At 72.1% G+C, this 20,044-nt stretch carries 19 protein-coding genes; 7 read left to right on the forward strand and 12 right to left on the reverse strand.

The window, feature by feature from the left end; genetic code table 11:
- Positions 1-52 precede the first annotated feature (52 nt).
- The 4 genes from H4W80_RS07500 to H4W80_RS07515 all read right to left on the reverse strand — a co-directional run bounded on the left by H4W80_RS07500 (position 53) and on the right by H4W80_RS07515 (position 3,862).
- The gene (locus tag H4W80_RS07500) at positions 53-709 is read right to left on the reverse strand and encodes a helix-turn-helix domain-containing protein (protein WP_192784390.1); all 657 of its coding nucleotides are present in this window, start codon (positions 707-709) and stop codon (positions 53-55) included.
- 132 nt (positions 710-841) lie between these two features.
- Complete coding sequence (locus H4W80_RS07505) at positions 842-1,630, reverse strand: HAD family hydrolase (RefSeq protein ID WP_192784391.1); 789 nt, start codon at positions 1,628-1,630, stop codon at positions 842-844.
- 78 nt (positions 1,631-1,708) lie between these two features.
- A complete protein-coding gene (locus tag H4W80_RS07510) occupies positions 1,709-2,830 on the reverse strand; it encodes an esterase-like activity of phytase family protein (protein ID WP_192784392.1) in 1,122 nt (373 codons plus the stop codon).
- Between the two features lie 198 nt (positions 2,831-3,028).
- Entirely contained in the window at positions 3,029-3,862 is an 834-nt protein-coding gene (locus H4W80_RS07515; RefSeq protein ID WP_192784393.1) for a putative protein N(5)-glutamine methyltransferase, read from the reverse strand.
- A 268-nt stretch (positions 3,863-4,130) separates the two neighbouring features.
- Here H4W80_RS07515 and H4W80_RS07520 point away from each other — a divergent pair, with 268 nt between their 5' ends.
- Both H4W80_RS07520 and H4W80_RS07525 read left to right on the forward strand, forming a co-directional pair.
- Positions 4,131-4,730: a TetR/AcrR family transcriptional regulator gene (locus H4W80_RS07520; RefSeq protein ID WP_192784394.1), complete on the forward strand. Its 600-nt coding sequence runs from the start codon at positions 4,131-4,133 to the stop codon at positions 4,728-4,730.
- Positions 4,714-5,220 (forward strand): FBP domain-containing protein, encoded by a 507-nt coding sequence (locus tag H4W80_RS07525; RefSeq protein WP_192784395.1) that lies wholly within the window; start codon positions 4,714-4,716, stop codon positions 5,218-5,220. The genes H4W80_RS07520 and H4W80_RS07525 overlap by 17 nt, the downstream gene beginning before the upstream one ends.
- A 940-nt stretch (positions 5,221-6,160) precedes the next feature.
- On the opposite strand, the gene groL is transcribed toward H4W80_RS07525, so the two are convergent.
- Positions 6,161-7,786 carry a chaperonin GroEL gene (gene groL, locus H4W80_RS07530; protein WP_192784396.1) on the reverse strand — a complete coding sequence of 542 codons (1,626 nt, stop codon included), beginning with the start codon at positions 7,784-7,786 and terminating at the stop codon, positions 6,161-6,163.
- 208 nt (positions 7,787-7,994) lie between these two features.
- Here groL and H4W80_RS07535 point away from each other — a divergent pair, with 208 nt between their 5' ends.
- Entirely contained in the window at positions 7,995-8,606 is a 612-nt protein-coding gene (locus tag H4W80_RS07535; protein WP_192784397.1) for a TetR/AcrR family transcriptional regulator, read from the forward strand.
- Between the two features lie 6 nt (positions 8,607-8,612).
- Here the strand turns inward: H4W80_RS07535 and H4W80_RS07540 are convergent, their stop codons facing one another.
- The 4 genes from H4W80_RS07540 to H4W80_RS07555 form a co-directional block, all read right to left on the reverse strand.
- Complete coding sequence (locus H4W80_RS07540) at positions 8,613-10,100, reverse strand: MFS transporter (protein ID WP_192784398.1); 1,488 nt, start codon at positions 10,098-10,100, stop codon at positions 8,613-8,615.
- A 124-nt stretch (positions 10,101-10,224) separates the two neighbouring features.
- A complete protein-coding gene (locus H4W80_RS07545; protein ID WP_192784399.1) occupies positions 10,225-10,776 on the reverse strand; it encodes a TetR/AcrR family transcriptional regulator in 552 nt (183 codons plus the stop codon).
- Positions 10,777-10,849: 73 nt separating this feature from the next.
- Positions 10,850-11,440 carry a TetR/AcrR family transcriptional regulator gene (locus H4W80_RS07550; RefSeq protein ID WP_192784400.1) on the reverse strand — a complete coding sequence of 197 codons (591 nt, stop codon included), beginning with the start codon at positions 11,438-11,440 and terminating at the stop codon, positions 10,850-10,852.
- 44 nt (positions 11,441-11,484) lie between these two features.
- Positions 11,485-12,072 carry a TetR/AcrR family transcriptional regulator gene (locus H4W80_RS07555; RefSeq protein WP_192784401.1) on the reverse strand — a complete coding sequence of 196 codons (588 nt, stop codon included), beginning with the start codon at positions 12,070-12,072 and terminating at the stop codon, positions 11,485-11,487.
- 126 nt (positions 12,073-12,198) lie between these two features.
- Between H4W80_RS07555 and H4W80_RS07560 the strand changes: the two genes are divergently transcribed.
- The gene (locus H4W80_RS07560; protein WP_225963308.1) at positions 12,199-12,954 is read left to right on the forward strand and encodes a class I SAM-dependent methyltransferase; all 756 of its coding nucleotides are present in this window, start codon (positions 12,199-12,201) and stop codon (positions 12,952-12,954) included.
- Here H4W80_RS07560 and H4W80_RS63440 read toward each other — a convergent pair.
- Positions 12,949-14,142 (reverse strand): cytochrome P450, encoded by a 1,194-nt coding sequence (locus tag H4W80_RS63440; protein ID WP_318786749.1) that lies wholly within the window; start codon positions 14,140-14,142, stop codon positions 12,949-12,951. The genes H4W80_RS07560 and H4W80_RS63440 overlap by 6 nt on opposite strands.
- A 186-nt stretch (positions 14,143-14,328) precedes the next feature.
- Here H4W80_RS63440 and H4W80_RS07570 point away from each other — a divergent pair, with 186 nt between their 5' ends.
- The gene (locus tag H4W80_RS07570) at positions 14,329-15,165 is read left to right on the forward strand and encodes a hypothetical protein (RefSeq protein ID WP_192784404.1); all 837 of its coding nucleotides are present in this window, start codon (positions 14,329-14,331) and stop codon (positions 15,163-15,165) included.
- 184 nt (positions 15,166-15,349) lie between these two features.
- Positions 15,350-16,909 carry a sulfatase family protein gene (locus H4W80_RS07575; RefSeq protein WP_318787608.1) on the forward strand — a complete coding sequence of 520 codons (1,560 nt, stop codon included), beginning with the start codon at positions 15,350-15,352 and terminating at the stop codon, positions 16,907-16,909.
- Between the two features lie 66 nt (positions 16,910-16,975).
- On the opposite strand, the gene H4W80_RS07580 is transcribed toward H4W80_RS07575, so the two are convergent.
- On the reverse strand, positions 16,976-17,494 hold the full coding sequence (locus H4W80_RS07580; RefSeq protein WP_192784406.1) for an XdhC family protein: 519 nt from the start codon (positions 17,492-17,494) through the stop codon (positions 16,976-16,978).
- A gap of 42 nt (positions 17,495-17,536) precedes the next feature.
- On the opposite strand from H4W80_RS07580, the gene H4W80_RS07585 reads away from it, so the two are divergent.
- Complete coding sequence (locus H4W80_RS07585; RefSeq protein ID WP_192784407.1) at positions 17,537-18,325, forward strand: SAM-dependent methyltransferase; 789 nt, start codon at positions 17,537-17,539, stop codon at positions 18,323-18,325.
- Between the two features lie 20 nt (positions 18,326-18,345).
- Here the strand turns inward: H4W80_RS07585 and H4W80_RS07590 are convergent, their stop codons facing one another.
- Positions 18,346-20,043, reverse strand: a complete 1,698-nt coding sequence (locus H4W80_RS07590; RefSeq protein WP_192784408.1) for a carbohydrate-binding protein — start codon at positions 20,041-20,043, stop codon at positions 18,346-18,348.
- Between the last annotated feature and the right edge of the window lies 1 nt (position 20,044).

Here is a 20,044-nt window from a genome sequence, read left to right on the forward strand (position 1 = left end):
TACCGAAGTATCCCAGCCGACCGCCTCTGATCAGCAGCGAAACGCCGGAATCCTACATGCCGTGGATGCGCCGGCCCGCGATCTGCTGGGGCACGATACGGATGTAGAGGCGGCGCTCGCCGCCCGCCCAGGGCGTGACGCCCGAGCCGGCCACCTCCTCCGTCTCCTCCGGCGTCACGTGGTGGGCGGCCCCCTGCACCAGGACGCTCCAGCCTTCGCGGTTGGTCTCGTCGATCTTGTCGACCTCGAACGCGATCTTGATGTCCACCCCTTCCAGCCCCGAGCGGAGGTCCTGGTCCATCGGGCCGCCGGACGCGGTGCGGAAGACGATCACGCCGTGGTGCAGCTTGTAGTTGACGGGCAGCACGGTGGGCCCGCGCGAGCCGCTGAACGCCACCCGCCCGATCCCGCCCGGCGAGATCAGCCGCAGGCACTCCTCCGGGTCCAGCACCTCCATCGTCGGGTTGGCCATGGCGGGGCCGTGCCCGGGCGGGCGGTCCAGGCCGCCGCCCAGCAGCTCGTGCACCGTGGTCTGCAGCGCGTCCGCCAGGCGGTAGAGGGCGCCGGTGTCCGGCATATCGGGATTTTCCTCCAGATATCGCAGGTAGCCGGCCGACATGGCCGCGCGCTCGGCGACCTGCTCACGGGTCAGGCCGAGGCGTTCGCGGCAGTGGATGAGGCGGCGTCCGAGATCTCCGGTGCCAGTCATGATCGTTTCTCCTCGCGTGTGGCTACGGCGCGCGGTGCCGTTCACGCGTGCCTCGTGCTGGTCGGCGTCGGTGAAGAGCCGGCGTCCGCGGTAACGCATCGGCGTAGGCGCCCGGCCGGCGCGGCTCGCCGTTCATGGCCGTCCCACCGGTACGCGGCCGGAGACGTCGGTGTCGGCCAGGTCGGCGACCACGACGTCCGCCCCCGCGGCCCGCATCGCCCGGGCGCCGGTCCCCGCGGCGGCCCGCGGCCCGTCCCCCGGCGCCCCGGACCCGCTCCTGTCCACCCCGACGACCAGGCCGAACCCGCCCTTTCGCGCGGCTTCGACGCCAGGCAGCGCGTCCTCCACGATCGCGACCACCCCGGGGGCCAGCTCCAGGCGGCGCGCGGCCTCCAGGAACAGCGCGGGATCCGGCTTGCCGGGCAGCCCCAGCTCGGCGGCGTCCTCGCCGCCGACCACCACGTCGAACAGGTGCAGCAGGCCCGCCGACGACACCACCGCCCGGCAGTGCCGGCCGGCCGAGACGACGCCGGTGCGGCAGCCGCGCTGCCGCAGCTCGTGCAGCAGGGCGACGGTGGAGGGGAAGGCGGCCACGCCGTGGTGCGCGATCGCCTCCACGAACAGCGCGTCCTTGGCCGACCCCAGCCCGTGTACGGTCTCCGCCCCCGGCTCGTCCTGCGGGCCGCCCTCGGGGATCGAGATGCCGCGCGAGGCCAGGAACGTGCGCACCCCGTCCAGCCGGGAGCGCCCGTCCACGAAGGCCAGGTAGTCGGCGCGCACGTCGAACGGCGCGGAGCGGCCCCGCAGGAACGCGTCGAACACGTGCTTCCACGCGGCGGCGTGCACCCGCGCCGTGTCGGTGACCACGCCGTCGGTGTCGAAGACGACCGCCCGGAGCCTGGTCAGGTCGAAAGTGGCCATATCCAGCACGCTACCCACGCTCGCGGCGGCCAGCCCTGCCGCCTGACCAGGCACGACACGCCCCCGGGGCCGACGGCCTCATGGGCACCCCGTGGCGGCGAAGGCGAGGAACTGGGTCACCTCGCGCTGGTCGAAGTTGTCGTCCGAGCCGATCACCAGCGTGCACTCCCCGTCGGCCAGGCGCGGCCCCCAGGCCAGGCTCTCGAGGTTCTGCACCGGAGGCCGGAAGGAGCCGAGGTCGTAGACCAGCCGCTTGGTCACCGGCCGGTATGGCGCGCCCTGCGCCAGGTCGTCCCTGCTCAGCACGTTCGTGGCGCCGCGCAGGTCGATCTCGTAGAGCTTGACCCGGTAGTTGACGCCCTGGATCCAGGACCGCTCCAGCGCCAGATAGCGGTCGTCGTCGATGGCCAGGATCTCCGACACCCCGCTGTCGGCATCGCCGTCGGGCGGGATCGGCGCGGTCGGCAGGGGATCCAGCGGGTAGACGTACTGGGCGCGCGCGATGCCCATGCGGTTCCACACGGTCAGCCGGGCGGGCGCGCCGCGCGCCACCGAGGGCACGGGCCCGTCCTCGTGGCGCGGGCCCTCGGTGACGGCGGTGATGCCGCTTTCCGTGACCGCCACCCCTTCAAAGCCGAAATTACGCCTGGGCCCTCTTTCGGTGTCGGTCAGCCGCAAATTCGGCGGCACCCGCAATTCTCCGGCATTACGCCCCTGAAGGTCGGTCGTGTGCACCGCGGAGGCGGAAATCGGAATGGCCCGATTGGCGCTGTCCGGCCGGTCGCCCTCGTCTCCCCATATCAGCCGCCCGCTCCACCGGTCGTACCTGATCGACTCGGGGTCGGCCGAGCCCGGCTGGCCGTACGCCGCGTACGGCGTGCCGTCGGCCCTGGTCAGCGTCCTGACCCCGGTCACCCGCACGCCGACGAACTCCCCGGTGTCCCGGTCGAAGTCCAGCCGCCCGGTGTAGAAGCGGGCGGGGTTGTAGCGCCAGCGGTCGTCGGAGACGAAGTACCAGGTGCCGGTGCCGGGATCGCGGTCGATCCCCGACAGCCCGCCCACCGTGGTGTCCTCGAACTTCAGCAGGTGCGCCAGCCGCTGCTCCCCGAGGAAACGCGTGATCCGCACGGGATCGCGCTGCGCCGCCGAGGCCGGAGGGGCGGCGCTCGCCGCCACCGTGAAAGCGACGGCGATGTGCATGATTCGCCGCGAACGAGCCATCTGACCCCCGTAATTCGATGCCGAACCGACGGAGAAAATAAAAGCGCGGATCAGAGGCGAAGTCCACGGATAAATAACAGCACGCCGCCCATCAAAAGGGGCGATTCACTCCAAGAAAGTGCTCCCGCAAAGCGTCGTCCACGCTGCTCGGCCGCGTACGCCGGCAGCGGTACGGCGTCAAGCGCGCGTCCCGATCACGGCGGTGGCGTCCAGCTCGTCCGAGCTCGCCACCCGGGCGGCCAGCCCCGCCCGGGCGACGGCCTCGGCGGTGGCGGCGGCCTGCCGCTCGCTGGTCTCGACCAGGAGGTGGCCGCCGGGCGCGAGCCAGCGGGGCGCGCCCGCGATCACCCGCCGCACGACGTCGAGGCCGTCGCCGCCGCCGTCGAGCGCCATGAGCGGCTCGTGCAGCCGGGCCTCGGGGGGCAGCAGGTCGATGGAGGACGAGGGGACGTACGGGGGGCTGGCGATCACGAGGTCCACCCGGCCCAGCAGCGAGGCGGGCAGCGGCTCGTACAGGTCGCCCTGGTAGACCCGGCCCGCGAGCGTGCCGCCGGACGGGAGGGGCACGGCGGCGAGGTTGCGGCGGGCGCACCGCACGGCGGCGGGGTCGAGGTCCACGGCGTGCAGCTCGGCCTCCCCCAGCCCCGCGGCCAGCGCGGCCCCCGCCGCGCCGCTGCCGCAGCACAGGTCGAGGAGGACCGGCGGCCCCGCGACATGGCGGGCCAGCGCGGCGGCCCGGCCGATGAGGAACTCGGTGCGCGGCCTGGGCACGAACACCCCCGGCTCCACGACCATCCGCAGGCCGCAGAACTCCGCCCAGCCGAGGACGTGCTGGAGGGGTTCGCCGGCGACGCGGCGCTCGACCATCGCGGCGAGCTCCGCGGGGGTGCGGGCGGTGGAGACGAGCAGCTCGGCCTCGTCCTCGGCGAACACGCAGCCGGCGGCGCGCAGCCTGGCGACGACGGCGGGGAGGGAGAGAGCTGAGGGGACAGATGACGAAAAAACCGACATGAGAGCCTTTCGGGATGCCGATGGGCGCTCCCGCGGTCACCTAATCCTGATCGTGGGGAGGGAGCACCCGGCCTGCCACAGCGTTGATGGGTCTCACCTCCTAGGGACGATCTCCCCGTGAGCGTACCAGAGCTTTTCTCGCGGGCCGGAGGGGTCCCGGGCAGGGTCTGAGTGGCGCTGTGGACGGCGGGGACGGCCGGTCCTTGCGACAGTGCTAACCTTGGCTATCTAGGAAGACAACTAGAAGGCTTAGGTTCAGGAGGTGGCCATGGCTCGTGCCGGGCTGACGGCGGACCGGGTGACCGAGGCGGCCGCGGAGCTGGCCGACGAGGTCGGGTTCGACAACATCACCGTGTCCGCGCTGGCCCGCCGGTTCGGGGTCAAGGACGCGAGTCTGTACTCGCACGTCAAGAACCTCAAGGACCTGCGGGTCCGGGTGGCGATCCTGGCCGCCCGCGACCTGGCCGACCGGCTCGCCGACGCGACGGCGGGGCGGGCGGGCAAGGAATCGCTGGCCGGGTTCGCCAGCGCGTGGCGCGAGTTCGCGCGGACCCGGCCCGGCCGCTACCAGGCCACCCAGCTGCCCCTGGACGCGGCCGTGGTGGCCGGGTCCGCGGGGCATCTGCGGATCATGTCCATCACGTACGCGCACCTGAGCGCGTACGGGCTGGCCGAGCCGGACCTGACCGACGCCATCCGCCTGCTGCGCAGCACGTACCAGGGATTCTTCAGCCTGGAGGCGGGCGCCGGGTTCAATCACCCGCGCGACCTCCAGGACACCTGGACGAAGATCCTCGACGTGCTCGACGTCGCGCTGAGGCACTGGCCGAGCAACCCCCAAGGAAACGATCATGAATCCCCTCACTGAGAACGACATCCGCGCGTCCTTCGTCAACTGCTCCAAGGGCGAGGCCCGCCGGCTCGGCCTCCCGCGCGGCCTGTCCCAGTCCCCCTGGACCGACCTCGACTTCCTGGGCTGGCGTGACCCGGGGGCGCCCGAGCGGGCATACCTGGTGGCCGAGCGGGACGGCCGGGCGGTCGGCGTGGCGCTGCGCCTGGCGCAGGAGGCGCGCAGGAGCTTCACGAAGTCCACGCTCTGCTCGGTCTGCGTGACGCCGCACTCGGGCACCGGGGTGGCGCTGTTCACCGCGGCCAGGATCGGGGCGGCGGGCCGCCAGGGCAACACGGTCGGCGCCTACATGTGCGCGGACCTGGCCTGCTCCCTCTACGTCCGCGACAAGAAGCGGACGGAGCTGGGCACCCGTTTCGAGTCGCTCACGGTGGCGGAGCGGATCGTGCGGGCCGCCGCCAACCTGGACGGGTTCCTGGAACGGGTACTCGACGGCGACCTGAGGTGACGCGGCTCGGGCGGGGGTTTGAGGGGACGCGGCTTGGGCGGGGGCCTGAGGTGACGCGGCTCGGCGACCGCGATCTGCGGTGACGCGGCTCGGCGACGGCGGCCTGAAGTGACGCGGCTTGGCGGGGGCGACGTCCAGCGCGCGTCCGCGGGCGGGAAGGGCCGTCCGCGGCGCCGTCCGGGCGCTCTGTGAGGCGCCGGTGCGGGCGTCGCCCATGGCTTGGACAGCGATTGCCCGCCCGGCGGTTCCATCGAAACGCCGGCGAACCCGCACCCGCGTCATCCAGGCAGCTCAGGCGGTGAGCCCTGAGCGTCTCGACGGGGGCCTTCGCGCCGCCGCGGGTCCGCCCGGCAGAGCGGCGCCAAGCCTGACCGCCCAGAACCGGGGAGGCCCGCCGGCTCGGCCTGGACCCCGGCACGGGCCCCTCACCTCCTCGAGCGGTCAAGGTGTCATCGTGGCCTCCATGAAGCTGACCGAGGCGGGGTCCCGGGGATCGCCGTGGATCTCCTCGCCCGCGAAGACCGCGAACTGGTGCCACCAGCCGCTCAGCTGACCGCCCGGGAACTTGGCGGCCGTCCAGGGCTTGGCGTCGGCGAAGACGTACTCGGCCCACGGGTTGGCGGGGTTGGGCGGGGCGGCGAAGTAGGCGGAGCCCGCCTTGGGCCAGAGGACCGCCTGGCCGCCCTGCCCGCCCGGCCCCGGGTTGTTCGTGTCGACCCGGTAGGACCAGATGCTGTATCCGGTGCCGGTGGTGGGCCCGGGGATCGCGGCCCGGCCGGCGAAGGTGACTATCAGCGTCGAACACCACTCCCTCGTGCGAAGACCTCTCGCTGACCAGCGTCAGGGCCGGCCGGGCGCGGCGCATGAGTACGGCCTGCTCAACGTGCGCCCGCGGCAGCGGAATGTCACCCCCGGAGGGAGGGCCCGGGCTAGAAGCGGGCTAGAAGTCCATGTCGCCGCCGCCCGGCATGCCCGGAGCAGCAGCGTTCTTCTCGGGCTTCTCGGCGATGACGGCCTCGGTCGTCAGGAAGAGCGCCGCGATGGAGGCGGCGTTCTGCAGCGCCGAGCGCGTCACCTTGGCCGGGTCGAGGATGCCCGCCTCGAACATGTTGACGTACTCGCCGGAAGCGGCGTTCAGGCCCTCACCAGGGGTGAGGTTGCGAACGCGCTCCACCACGACGCCGCCCTCGAGGCCGGCGTTGACCGCGATCTGCTTCAGCGGCTCCTCCAGAGCCTTGCGCACGATCGCCGCACCCGTGGCCTCGTCGCCCGACAGCTCCAGCTTGTCGAACGCCTTGGCGCCGGCCTGCAGCAGCGCCACGCCACCGCCGGGCACGATGCCCTCCTCGACGGCCGCCTTGGCGTTGCGCACGGCGTCCTCGATGCGGTGCTTGCGCTCCTTCAGCTCGACCTCGGTCGCCGCGCCGGCCTTGATGACCGCCACGCCGCCGGCCAGCTTGGCCAGCCGCTCCTGGAGCTTCTCACGGTCGTAGTCGGAGTCGGTGCGCTCGATCTCGGCGCGGATCTCGTTGACCCGGCCGGAGATCTGCTCGGCGTCACCGGCGCCGTCGACGATCGTCGTCTCGTCCTTGGTCACCACGACCTTGCGGGCGCGACCGAGCAGGTCGAGGGTGGCGTTCTCGAGCTTGAGACCGACCTCCTCGGCGATGACCTGGCCACCGGTCAGGATGGCGATGTCCTGCAGCATCGCCTTGCGGCGGTCGCCGAAGCCCGGGGCCTTGACCGCGACCGACCGGAAGACGCCCTTCATCTTGTTGACGATCAGGGTGGCCAGGGCCTCGCCCTCGACGTCCTCGGCGATGAGCAGCAGCGGCCTGCCCGACTGCACGACCTTGTCGAACAGCGGCAGCGCGTCCCTGTTGGCGGAGACCTTGCCGTTGACGACCGCGACGTAGGGCTCGTCGAGGACGGCTTCGAGCCGGTCGGAGTCGGTGATGAAGAGCGGGGCGATGAACCCCTTGTCGAAGCGCATGCCCTCGGTGAGCTCGAGCTCGAGGCCGAAGGTGTTGCTCTCCTCGACGGTGATGACGCCTTCCTTGCCGACCTTGTCCATCGCCTCGGCGATGAGCGAGCCGATCTCGGGGTCGGCGGCGGAGATGGAGGCCGTGGAGGCGATCTGCTCCTTGGTCTCGACATTCTTGGCCAGCTTGGAGAGCTCCTCGCTGACGCGCTCGACGGCGGCCTCGATGCCCTTCTTCAGGGCCATCGGGTTGGCCCCGGCGGCGACGTTGCGCAGACCCTCGCGCACCAGCGCCTGGGCGAGCACGGTGGCGGTGGTGGTGCCGTCACCCGCGACGTCGTCGGTCTTCTTGGCGACTTCCTTGACCAGCTCGGCGCCGATCTTCTCCCACGGGTCCTCGAGCTCGATCTCCTTGGCGATGGAGACACCGTCGTTGGTGATCGTGGGAGCGCCCCACTTCTTCTCCAGCACGACGTTGCGGCCCTTGGGGCCCAAGGTCACCTTGACGGCGTCGGCGAGCTGGTTCATACCGCGCTCGAGACCGCGCCGGGCGTCCTCGTCGAACGAAATCATCTTCGATGCCATGTTCTCTCCTGCTCACGATGGGGGTTCGCCGGGACGGCGCCCGCGACGGACGGCCCGCGGGCAGGCGGCATGACCTGCGCGCGGGACCTCGCCGTCCCGGCGGCTGGCACTCTCCAGGGGCGAGTGCCAGCCGTCCTCCCGCACTTTACCCACAACTTGCGTGCCACGCACATAGTGCGCGGGACGCAATCTCGGATAAAGTCATCCCATGAACGACGACACCGTTGACCTCCGGGCCCGCAACAAGCAGGCCACCAGGGAGGCGATCAGCCATGCCGCCCTGCGCCTGGCCATCGAACAGGGGCCCCACGGGCTGGCCCTCGTCCGCGTCCATGACATCGCCACGGCCGCGGGCGTCTCACCGCGCACGTACAACAACTACTTCTCCAGCAGGGAGGAGGCGATCTGCGCCTTCCACGCCGACCAGGCCAGGCGCGCGGGGCAGGCGCTGCGGGCCCGGCCCGCCGGCGAGCCGCTGGACGAGGCCGTCATCGCGGCCGTGGTCGAGCTCTACACCGACCCCGAGCCCGACCGGGCCGGGCTGCGCATGATCATGTCGACGCCGGCGCTGGAGGGAGAGGCGCTGAAGACGTTCACCATGGCAGAGGGGCCGCTCGCCGAGGCGATCGCGGCGCGCACCGGCGCCGATCCCGGGCACGACCTCTTCCCCGCCGTCATGGCCGCGGCGGTGGCCGGCGCCATCCGGGTGGCGGGGCGGCGCTGGCTGGAGCCCGGCAACACCGACTCGTTCGCGGCGATCCTGCGCAGCGCCCTGTCCGTCGTCCTGCCAGCCGCGCCGCCCGGAGGATCCCGTGGGTAGGGGCGCTCAGTGCTGCGCCGAGGCCAGGTCCAGCCGGGCGGGGGTGCGCCACCAGACGGCCACGGCCGCCAGCAGCATCAGGACGGCGCCGTACAGGCTGGTCGTCCGCAGCGATTCGGTGAAGGAGAGCATGGCCTGGGCGGCCAGATCGGAGGAGCCGAGCGCGCGGGCGGCCGCCAGCGCGCCGCCGAGCGACTCGCGGACCGCGTCGGTGGCGCCCTCGGGCAGTTCGGCCCGGTAGAGGGCGGCGGCCAGGCTGCCCAGCACCGCGACGCCGAAGGTGCCGCCGATCTCGTACGAGGTCTCCTCGATGGCGGCCGCGCTGCCCGCCTTCTCCGCCGGGGCGCCCGCCATGATCACGGCGGAGGCGATGGCCAGCGAGCCCATGCCCGCCCCGATCAGCAGGAGCGACACGGCCACCCAGAGGTAGGTCGTCGGGGAGACCCAGAGCACCGCGAAGCCGAGCGCGCCGATCACCAGCCCGCCGGCCAGCACCGTACGCGCGCCGATCCGGGTGGCCAGGGCCGGCGCCAGCGGCGAGAGGACCGCGGAGCCGACCGCCATGGGCAGCATGGCCAGGCCCGTCTGCAGCGGCGAGTAGCCCTGGACCAGCTGCGCCCACTGGACCATGAGCAGCATCATGCCCGCCATGGCGATCGAGGTGGTGAAGGCGGCCAGGGTGCCGGCGGTGAAGGCGCCGCCGCGGAACAGCCGGATCTCCAGGAGGGGGTCGGGGCGGCTCAGGCACCGCCGGACGAACCAGGCCAGCGCGATCGCGGCCAGGACGGCCGTCAGGGCGGTCCAGGCGTCCAGGCCCTCGGTGGCCACGTGCTTGATGGCGTAGACCAGGGCGATCATGCCGACCATCGACAGCACCGTGCCCAGGGCGTCCCAGCGGCCCGGGTTCGGGTTGCGCGACTCGGGCAGCAGGAGCAGCGCGGCGACGACGGCGACGGCCATGATCGGCACGTTCACCAGGAACGCGGCGTGCCAGCTGAAGGCCTCCAGCAGCAGGCCGCCCACGATCGGGCCGAGCGCGCCGCCCACCGCCGCCATCGCGGCCCACACGCCCAGCGCGGTGGCCCGCTCGCGGGCGTCGGTGAACAGGTTGCGGATCATCGACAGGGTGGACGGCATGATCATCGCGCCGCCGACGCCGAGCAGCGCCCGTACGGCGATCACCTCGGCCGGGCTGTCGGCCCACAGCACGGCGACGGAGGCCAGGCCGAAGAGGGTGAAGCCGGAGACGAGCATGCGCTTGCGCCCCCAGCGGTCGCCCAGCGCGCTGACGGCCACCAGCAGGCCCGCCACGACCAGGGAGTAGACGTCGATCATCCACAACAGCTCGACCGCGCCCGGCTGCAGGTCGGCCGAAATCTGCGGCAGCGCCACGTTGAGGATGGTCATGTCCATCGTGATCAGCAACAGGCTGGCCGACAGGACGGCCAGCGCCGCCCAGCGTCTGGGGTTCAGCTCGGTCACGGTGTTCGTCATGGGGTCCTCCGGAGAAAAGGGGTGGTGGCGCAGGGTCACACGGCGAACCCCGGCGAGCTGGACGAACGCCGGGGTGCTGGGCACGTATGGGGGGGGGTGGAGGACGCCTGCTCGGGATCCTGCTTCAGCCGGCGTCGGCGTCCCGCGCCGCCACCAGCTTGAGCAGGCGGTCGTGGAGTGCCTGCCGGACCGGCTCGGACAGGGGGATCATGCTCGTGGCCCGCCACAGCCACAGCCCGTCTACGGCCAGCTGGGCCAGGAGCAGGTCGATGTCGCGAGGGTCGGTCGAGGTGGGCGGCGGGGCCCAGCGGCCGATGAGGTCGTCCCACACCTCGGCCAGCTCCGGCCTGGTGACCGACTCGACCATGAACGCCAGGTCCGCCTTGCTCACCGATCCGTGCACGCCCAGCCGTACGTAGGCCTCGAGGGCCTCCTGCGGCGACGCCTGCGCCAGCGGCTTGCCCAGCTCGGCGACGAGCTGAGCCTCCCACGCGTCGGTCAGATGCCGCTGGATCGCCAGCAGCAGCTCGTCGCGCGTGCGGAAGTGGTACATGAGCCCGCCCTTGGTCACTCCGGCCTCCTCGGCCGCCGACTCCAGCGTCAGGGCGGTGATGCCGTCGCGCTCCGTCACGCGGATGGCGGCGTCGAGGATCCGGGTCCTCTGGCTCGGTCGCATAGCCGTAACTGTACCATCCAGAAGGTACAGTTACGCGCCGACGCAGCGGCCGCCCGGTATCAGGCGGCCGAGGTCAGGCGGGGCGCAGGGCCTTGAGGGCGAGGTCGACGAGGGCGTCGGCGTACTCGGGGGTGAGCGGGCCCGAGCGGTGCAGCCAGCGCTGGAACAGGGGGGCGTACAGGAGCTCCAGGGCCAGGTCGAGATCGGCGTCCGCGTCGATCTGGCCGGCCCGCTGCGCGCTGCGCAGCCGGGCCTTCTTGGCCTCGTCGACCGGGCCCGCCAGCTTCTCCCGATACTGGGCGGCGAGGTCGGGATCGTTGACGATCTCCATGGTGAGCGCCCGGATCGGCGCCTCGAACCCCGGATCGGCGAACTCGGCCACCGTGGCCCGCATCACGAGCTTGAGATCGGCCTCGATGTCGCCCGTGTCGGGCAGCGTGATGCTGTCGCCGACCTGGCTGAGGGCGAGGAAGGCGTCGAAGATCACGGCACCCTTGGAGCGCCACCACCGGTAGATCGTCTGCTTGCCCACGCCCGCGCGGGCGGCGATGGCCTCGATCGAGACCTTGGCGTATCCCATTTCGGAGACCAGCTCGCGGGCCGCTTCGAGAACGGCCTGCCGGGAGCGCTCACTGCGGCGGGCGGGGTCGGGGCTCTTGGACATACGGGTCAGCATAGCAGCGAAGCGAGACGAGACGGTCCGTCTTGCTAGCGCTCGACACCGGCGATGACGGCGCTGACCATCTTGCGGACGGCGGCGGGCTCCGGCGGAGCGCCCGTCCGGTCGGCGAACAGCAGGTGCCCGGCCCCGATCAGGGTCGGGGCGAGCGTGTCGACGTCGGCGTCCGCCGCGACGCGCCCCAGGTCCCGCTCCGCGCGCAGGTAGGAGGCGATCATGGCGCCGGCCTCCGTCAGGACCGGGAGGCCGACCGGCCAGGACCGGCGCAGCCGGGCGCGCAGCTCGTCGCGGAAGGTGACGAGGGCGACGATCCCCACGGCGACCGACTCGAACAGGCCCGTCAGCGCATCGGCGAGATTGCCGGCCACGGTGCCGGTCCCGGCGGACCCGCGCAGCGCGGCGGCCTGGGCGTCCATCCGGGCGACGCGATCGAGCACGAGCTCGGCGAGGAAGGCGTCGAAGTCCTCGAAGTGCCGGTGCAGGACGCCCTTGGCGCAGCCGGCCTCCGCGGTGACCGCCCGGCTGGTCAGCGCGCTGGGCCCGTCACGCAACAGGATCCGCTCGGCGGCGTCGAACAGCTGCTCACGTACGTCGCGGAGGGCCACCCCTGTCGGCACCGCGCATCCCGCCTTCCATCGTCCGTCATCGCCGGGTTGACGAGTGGGCACATGCCCATTCATAGTGGGCGCATGCCCACTATATCTCAGCCCGGAACCGGGCCCGAGCCGCACCAGGCTCGGCAGATGGCGGAATCGTTCGGCGTGGACGCCGAGCGCTACGACCGGACCCGGCCCCGCTACCCCGACGCCATGGTGGCCCGGATCGTCGCCGGCAGCCCCGGACCCGACGTCCTCGACGTCGGCTGCGGCACCGGCATCGAGGCCCGGCAGTTCCAGGCGGCCGGCTGCAAGGTGCTCGGGGTCGATCCCGACGCGCGGATGGCCGACTTCGCGCGGCGCGAAGGGCTCGAGGTCGAGGTGTCGACGTTCGAGACCTGGGAGCCCGCCGGCCGGGACTTCGACGCGGTCGTCGCCGGGCAGGCCTGGCACTGGGTGGACCCGGTCGCCGGCGCGGCCAGGGCGGCGCGGGTGCTGCGTCCCGGCGGACGGCTGGCGGTGTTCTGGAACGCGTTCCAGGCCCCGCCCGATCTCGGCGCGGCCATCGCCGCGGTCTACCGCAGGATCATGCCCGACGCGCCGATCTACCAGCACATGATGTCCGACGCGGACGCGTACGTGTCGCTGAGCGCCAAGGCCGCCGACGGCATCCGGCAGGCGGGCGCGTTCGGCGACCTGGAGGAGTGGCGCTTCGACTGGGAGCGGCCCTACACCCGCGACGAGTGGCTGGACCTGCTGCCCACCACCGGCGTCCACACCCGGCTCCCGGCGGCCACGCTGCGGGAGGTGCTCGCGGGCGTCGGCGCCGCCGTCGACGCGGCGGGGGGCGGCTTCACGATGCGCTACACCACGGTGGTGGTCACCGCGGCGCGCGAGTCATGACGCTCCCACCCTGACCACCAGCCCGCGGATCTCGTAGCCGCCGACGTCGTTGTTGAAGCTCACGCGCGGCGCCGAGGCCATCCGGACGCCGTCCATGGCGAACAGGCGGCCGAGGAAGACGTCCGTCTCCAGGATGGCGATGTTCGATCCCGGGCACCGGTGCGGCCCGTCGCCGAAGGACAGCGCCGCGGCGCTCGTGCCCCCGTCGATGGCGCGGCCGGGGCAGATCGACAGCGGCCGCGAGCCCACGGCCCGGGGATCGGTGTTGGCAGCGTCGACGAACACCTCGATCACCGCGCCCGCCGGCACCGTGACCGGCCCGTCGGCGCCGGCCAGGTCGAGGGCGGCCGTGGTGCGCCGGCGCAGCCGCCCGACCACGGGTTCGAGCCGCAGGATCTCGTGCAGGACGGCGAGGCGGCCGGGCTCGTCCGCCGCGCGGTAGCGCTCCAGCAGCGCCTCATCGGTGAACAGGTGCCAGGCGGCGACGCAGATGAACTCGCGCGTGGTCACCATGCCGGCCGCGGCGAAGGTCAGGCACTCGCCGAGGATCTCGGCGTCCGTGCACCCTTCGGAGATCAGGTGCGAGATGAGGTCGTCGCGCGGCTCGCGGCGGTGGGCGCGGATCGCCGGGCGCACGTCGGCCAGGTAGACGCGCAGCCAGTTGACGTTCTGCCTGACCAGCCAGTAGATCCCGGTCAAGCTGGTCAGGCCGGGCCGGCCGAACTTCTCCGGGAAGAACCGTTCCAGCCTGCCGCGGATCCCGGGCCTGCTGGACGTGAGGCCGATGATCGCGCTCGCCACCTCGATCGCCATGCCGAAGCTCAGCTCCGACAGGTGCGCCTCCCCCGTCTCCCGCAGCTCGGCGAGCCGGCTGTCCGCGACCCGCGCCATCAGGCCGCGGTACTGCTCGTCCACCCTGCGGGGGGTGAAGTAGCGCGCGGTCTGGCGGCGGTCCTCGCGGTGCTCGGGCCCGTCGCGGTAGAGGACCGGCCGCCGGACCCTGGCGGGCAGCTTCTCCACGGTCTCGATGCCCAGCCCGGCCTGGACGGTGTCGTGGCTGCGCAGCACGGCGCGGGCCTGCGCGTGGCCGCGGACCTCCCACGTTCCGTCGTCGGCACGCCGGACCGGGCAGTCCCCGGGTGCGGCCGGGCGCGGGATCTTGCGCGGGTCTTCGGTGTGGTCGTTCACGCCGGCACGTCTCTCCCTGTCGTTTCTCCCTGTCGATGGCCGCCGTTGACCATGCTCGTCCCCGGTCGGCGCGAGATCAAGGGAACGAGGTGTCCGGGAAATACCGGATGTCATGATTCGACTTGACTGATGATCTTCGATGCACCAGATTGTTCGCGACTTTTCGGACCGTTCCCAAGGAAACCCATGAAGCGAGCCATCATCGGTGCCGCCGTGGTCGCGGGCGTGGCATGCCTCACCGCCACGCCCGCGCAAGCGGCACCCCAGATCGACCCGGTCAAGGCGCTCAAGGCCGAGTCAGTCGCCGGCAGAGCCGTCAACGTGCAGTCCACGGCGAAGGTGACGTACACGCCCAGCCTGGTCGTCACCACGGGGCTGGAGGGCACGATCGGGTTCGACCGGCGCGGCGCGGCCGCGTCCGATGTGGCCCAGACCCTGCAGTACAGCAAGGACCTACTGCGCAGCGTGAAGAAGTCGAAGCCGCAGGAGGTCGAGGCCCTGGGGCAGGGGCCCATCAGGATGATCTCCAGCCGGGACGCGAGCTATGTCTCCGGCCCGATCGTCGATCCCGCGCTGCCCCAGGGCACGAGCTGGGTGCGCTACAGCCCGGCCGGTCTGCCGCCGAGCAATCTGGTGCTGAACGTCCTGGAGCCCGCCACCCTCAAGACGCTCGTGTCCCACCGCACCTCGTGGCGTGACGGCGTGCTCAAGGGCTCCATCAAGGCCAGCAAGCTCGCGGCGGCCTCCCCCTCGTACGCGTCGCGCTTCGGCACGCGTTCCAGGAGCGGCCGCGACGGCAAGATCACCTACACCCTCTGGTTCGGCGGTGGCGGCCTGGTCGAGCGGGTGTCCGCCAAGGCCGTCCTGCCCTACGGCAAGAGCTCCATGACGGTCGAGTCGAGCACCCGCTTCTCGGACTGGGGCCGCGAGGTCACCGTCCTGCTGCCCCTGCGGGGAGACGTGCTCGACCGGGGCCAGCTCGGGGACAAGGTCCCGGCCGAGGTCCCGGGGATCTGGAACTAGCCGCCGGTCCTCCGCCCGGCCGTGCCCCATGAGGGCCGGCCGGGACTTCCCAGCTCCGGCGGGGTGGTATGAAGTTGGTTGAGTGCTTTGTCCTGATTTGCTGTGCATCGCACCTCCAACCTCCTGTCCCCTGCCAAAGAGGCTGTTCTCCCCGATGCCCGGATATATCAGGAAAAGCTTGGCGGTGGCGCTGGCCGTCGTCCTCGCCTTGACCGTCGCGTCCCCGGCCGGCGCCGGCGCGGCCGCCGCGCCCAAGCGGCCGAACATCATCTTCTTCCTCGTGGACGACATGTCCGCCGAGCTGCTCCAGTACATGGACACGGTCAAGAGCCTGGGCCGCGACGGCACCACGTTCACCGGCTACTACGTGGCCGACTCGCTCTGCTGCCCGTCCCGCGCCACCATGTTCACCGGCGAGTTCCCGCACAACACGGGCGTGCGGACCAACCAGGGCTACGACCACGGCGGCTACGGGGCGTTCGCGAAGCACGAGGGCAGGACGTACGCCGTCGCCCTGCGTCAGGCCGGATATCGCACGGGCTACCTCGGCAAGTACATCAACGAGTATCCCGCGGGCCCCGGCTACCGCGTCCCGGCCGGCTGGGACGAGTGGCACGTGACGGCGAGCGGCGGCTACAACGAGTTCAGGTACGAGCTCACCCGCTACATCAAGGAGGAAGCGGGCGGCCGGCGGCCGATCGACGCCTCCCGGGGCCGGTACCTGGTGGACGAGCTGGGACAGCGGGCGGCCGGCTTCATCGAGCGGTCCCGCCGGTACGCCCCCGGCGAGCCGTTCTTCCTCCAAGTCTCGCCGTTCTCACCGCACAACAGGGTCGACGTCAAGCCCGGCGACACGGAGCCGCGCTTCCCGCCCGCGCCGCGCGACCGGCCGAAGGACCGCTTCCCCGCCGGAGAGTTCCCCCATGGCGACTGCGGCGGCCCCGACTGCGACTCCATCGACGTCACCACCCTGCCGTCGTTCAACGAGGACACCGCCGACAAGCCCTCCTGGGTACGCCGGGAGCCCATCGGCCCGAAGATCACCGAGAAGCTCCGCGAGGACTTCCGCGACCGGATCCGCATGGTGCAGTCGATCGACGACATGGTGCAGCGCGTCCTGTCCGCGCTGACCGAGGAGGACAGGCTGAACACGTACGTCGTGTTCACCAGCGACAACGGCTTCCACCTCGGGCAGCACCGCCTGGTGCGCGGCAAGGCCACGGCCTACGACCACGACGTGCGGGTGCCGCTCCTGGTCAGGCGCCCGGCCTCGGGGCCGCGCGGCGACCTGGTGACGCCCGCCATCGCCCAGAACGTGGACCTGTTCGCGACCTTCCTCGACATGGCCGGCGTCGGCGCGGCGACGCGCGACAGCCGCGACGGCCGCAGCCTGCTGCCCCTCATCCAGGGCCGCGCCGTCACCGGCTGGCGCGACGCGGCGCTGATCGAGCACGTCAAGCCGAACCCCCGCGTGCCCGGCCAGCCCGACCCCGACGCCGACGCCATGAAGAAGGGCAACTCCCGGCCGCCCAGCTACTCCGCCGTGCGCACGGCCGGGGAGCTCTACGTCGAGTACAAGGGCGATCCGCGGCCCGAGTACTACAACACCGTCACCGATCCGCGCCAGGAGTCCAACGACCCCGGCAACGCCAGGACGGCCGCCCTGAGCAAGGTCCTCGACGGCCTGAAGGGGTGCGGCAAGCCGGGCGCGGCGGACTGCTGGTCGGCCGCCCACCTGCGCTGACCGCGCCGGGGGTCCTCAGAAACCGGGAGCCGTCAGAAGCCGGGAGCGGTCAGAAGGCGAGGGCTGTCAGAAGGCGAAGCCGCCCGGGCGGGCGTTGCGGTCGGCGATCAGGCCGGCCAGGGTGGCGACGGCGATCTCGGGCGGGGTGCGCGAGCCGATGTTGAGCCCGATGGGCCGGCGCACCCGCGCGATCTCCTCTGGCGGCACGCCGAGGTCGGCCAGCGCCCGTACGTGCGGCGCGGTGTGGCGGGCGCTGCCCATGATGCCGACCCACCGGACGGGGTACTTGAGCACGTCGCGCAGGACCGGGCCGATCTCCTCGCGGTGATGGTCGGTGAGCACCACGTCGGCCGTGGCGTCGAGCCAGCCGCCGAGCTCGGTCACCGCGGTGAATCCCCCGAGGCGGCGCCCGGGGTCGGGCTCGAAGAGGATCGGGCGGAAGCCGAGCTCGGCGCCGAACCTCAGCAGGCACTCGGCCACCGGGGAGGCGAAGACGGCGACCAGCGTCCGCCCGGCGGGCTCGGCGGGAGCCTCGCTGTGGGCCACCGCACACGCCGGGTCCTCTGCGTCATGGGTGTGGGCCATAATCGCAGTCTGACACACGAAGATCCCCGCTAGGCTTCGGCCATGGACGCCGACCCCAGGATCGACCGTACGAAGCCGCATTCCGCCCGGGTCTGGAACTACCTGCTCGGCGGGCAGGACAACTACGACGTGGACCGCGAGGCCGGGGACACCCTGCTGCGCGTGTTCCCCGATTTCGCGCAGGTGGCCACGCTCCAGCGCGAGTTCCTCCGGCGCGCGGTGACCTACCTCGTCACCGAGGCGGGCGTGCGGCAGTTCCTGGACATCGGCTCGGGCCTGCCCACCGCCGACAACACGCACGAGGTGGCGCAGCGCCTCGCGCCCGAGTGCCGCGTCGTCTACGTCGACAACGACCCCCTGGTGCTCGCGCACGCCCGCGCCCTGCTCGCCGGCACCCCGGAGGGCAGGACCGCCTACGTCGAGGCCGACGTGCGCGACCCCGGCACCATCCTCGCGGCGGCGGCCGAGACCCTGGACTTCTCCCGGCCGATCGGCCTGATGATGCTCAGCATCGCCGGCCAGATCCCCGACGACGACCTCGCCGCCGACCTCGTCCGCCGCCACGTCGCGGCGCTGCCGTCCGGCAGCCACCTGGCGCTGTCCGACGGCGCCGACGTCAACCCCTCGCTGGTGGCGGCGGTGAGCTCCTACAACGAGCGGGCCGCCTTCCCCTACACGCTGCGCAGCCCCGAGCGGCTCGCCGTCCACTTCGAGGGGCTCGAACTCGTGGACCCGGGCGTGGTCTCCACGCCGCTCTGGCGGCCCCCGGCCGGAGCGCCGCCCCAGCCGGGGGTGATCAACGCGGTCTGCGGCGTGGGCCGCAAACCCTGACGTACGGGCGGTCCGGCGGGTCAGGTGAGCTGGATGTAGTCCAGCTCGGCGTATCCGGTGCCGCCCGAGAAGAACGGCGAGCCCTTGGCCAGGCGGATCACGTTGTACCCGGCCCGGAGCGTGACGGTGGTGCTGACGGTGGCGCCGAACTCGCCCCACGCCGAGGTGGGCGGGTAGCTGACCGTGCTCCAGGCGCCGCCGTTGTAGGCCAGGCCCTGGGTCGCGGTGGCGCCGGTGCCGTTGGCGTAGCCGATGGTCATCGTGTACGAGCGCGCCGCGGGCACGTTCACCACGAAGTCGACGTAGCTGTCGGTACGCGGCGTGCCCGAGTTGTCGATGCGGCCCACGTAGCCGCCGCCCGACGCGCTGGACGCGCTCAGCCGCTGGGCGCGGAAGACGGAGGCGTTCTCGGCCTCGTACCGCTGCTGGTAGGCGGGCACCCCGCTGACCGGCTCGACGACGAGCTGGTAGGCGCTGGTGGCCACCATGCCGGGCACGGACACGCTGAGCCGGCCGCCGCTGACCGTCTGGGTCGTCGTGGAGATCGTGGTGGGGGCGGTGACCGCGGTGAAGCGGCCGCTGGACGGCGTAGAGGTCAGCGTGACGCGGACGCTGGAGCCGAGCGCGCCGAGGCCGGTCAGGTTGACGGTGTTGGTGCCGGCCTCGTTGCCGAACACCACGTTGACGATCTTGCGGGTGCCGTCATAAGAGGCGAACCCGTCCAGGCCGGTCGTCGTGGTCGTCGTGGTCGTGACCATGTTCCCGGCCATGTCGCCGTACCACTTGTACAGCCACCAGGTGCCGGTGGGCTGGTTGTTGTTGACGACCAGGCCGTTCATGGTGCCGTACTCGTACCAGAAGGCCCGGTGCGCGGACTCCACGCCGCCGCGCTCCAGCTTGGCGACGTAGCTGGCGATCCGGCCGGGCACGTCGACCTCGCCGGTGGCGGCGTACTCGTTGATGGAGATGCGGCGCGGGCTGATGCCGAGCGAGGACTCCAGGTTGCGGTAGTCGGCGATGTCGGAGGCGATCCTGGTGGGGTTCTGGAGCTCGTGCCAGCAGATGATGTCCGGCAGAGTGCCGGTGTTCTTGGCGTTGGTGAGGAACGACTGCATCCAGGAGCGGTTGTAGGTGGCGGTGCTGGGGCCGACGATCGGCGTCAGCGTGTCGAGCGCGCGCACCGCCCGGTGCGTACGCACCCAGGCGTCGTTGAAGTTGCCCGCCGCGGCGGTGTTCCAGGTGTAGTCGGGCTCGTTCCAGAGCTCCCAGCCGATGACGTTCGAGACCGTGGTGGCCGACAGCCGGGCGTTGACCATGGTGTTGACCTTGGCCAGCCAGTCGTCCCAGCTCACCCACCGGTAGGGGAAGTCGGGATAGATGTCGGGCATCCGGATGAACTCGCCCGCGCCGACCCGGGTGGCCTGCGGGGACACCAGCAGGGAGTCGCCGCCGGGCGGCTGGCCGTTGGGGCGCTGGCCGACGCCGGGCGCGGGCTGGGTCAGGGAGTTGACCTTGATCGGGAGAAGGGTGGAGTCGGCCGGCCGGGAGTTCTCGGCCAGGCCGTACAGGCCGCCGGAGGCGACGTGGGTGACCGGCCGGAACGGCTGCGCGACGTCGACGGTCAGCGTCGCGCCGGCGGCCGCGGCCGGGGGTGAGGCGGTCACCAGGGCAGTGGCCGTGGTGACCAGGGCTAAGGCGAGCACTCGGAATCGGGACATC

Origin of the sequence: Nonomuraea angiospora (genome assembly GCF_014873145.1) — a bacterium.
GTDB classification, from domain to species: domain Bacteria; phylum Actinomycetota; class Actinomycetes; order Streptosporangiales; family Streptosporangiaceae; genus Nonomuraea; species Nonomuraea angiospora.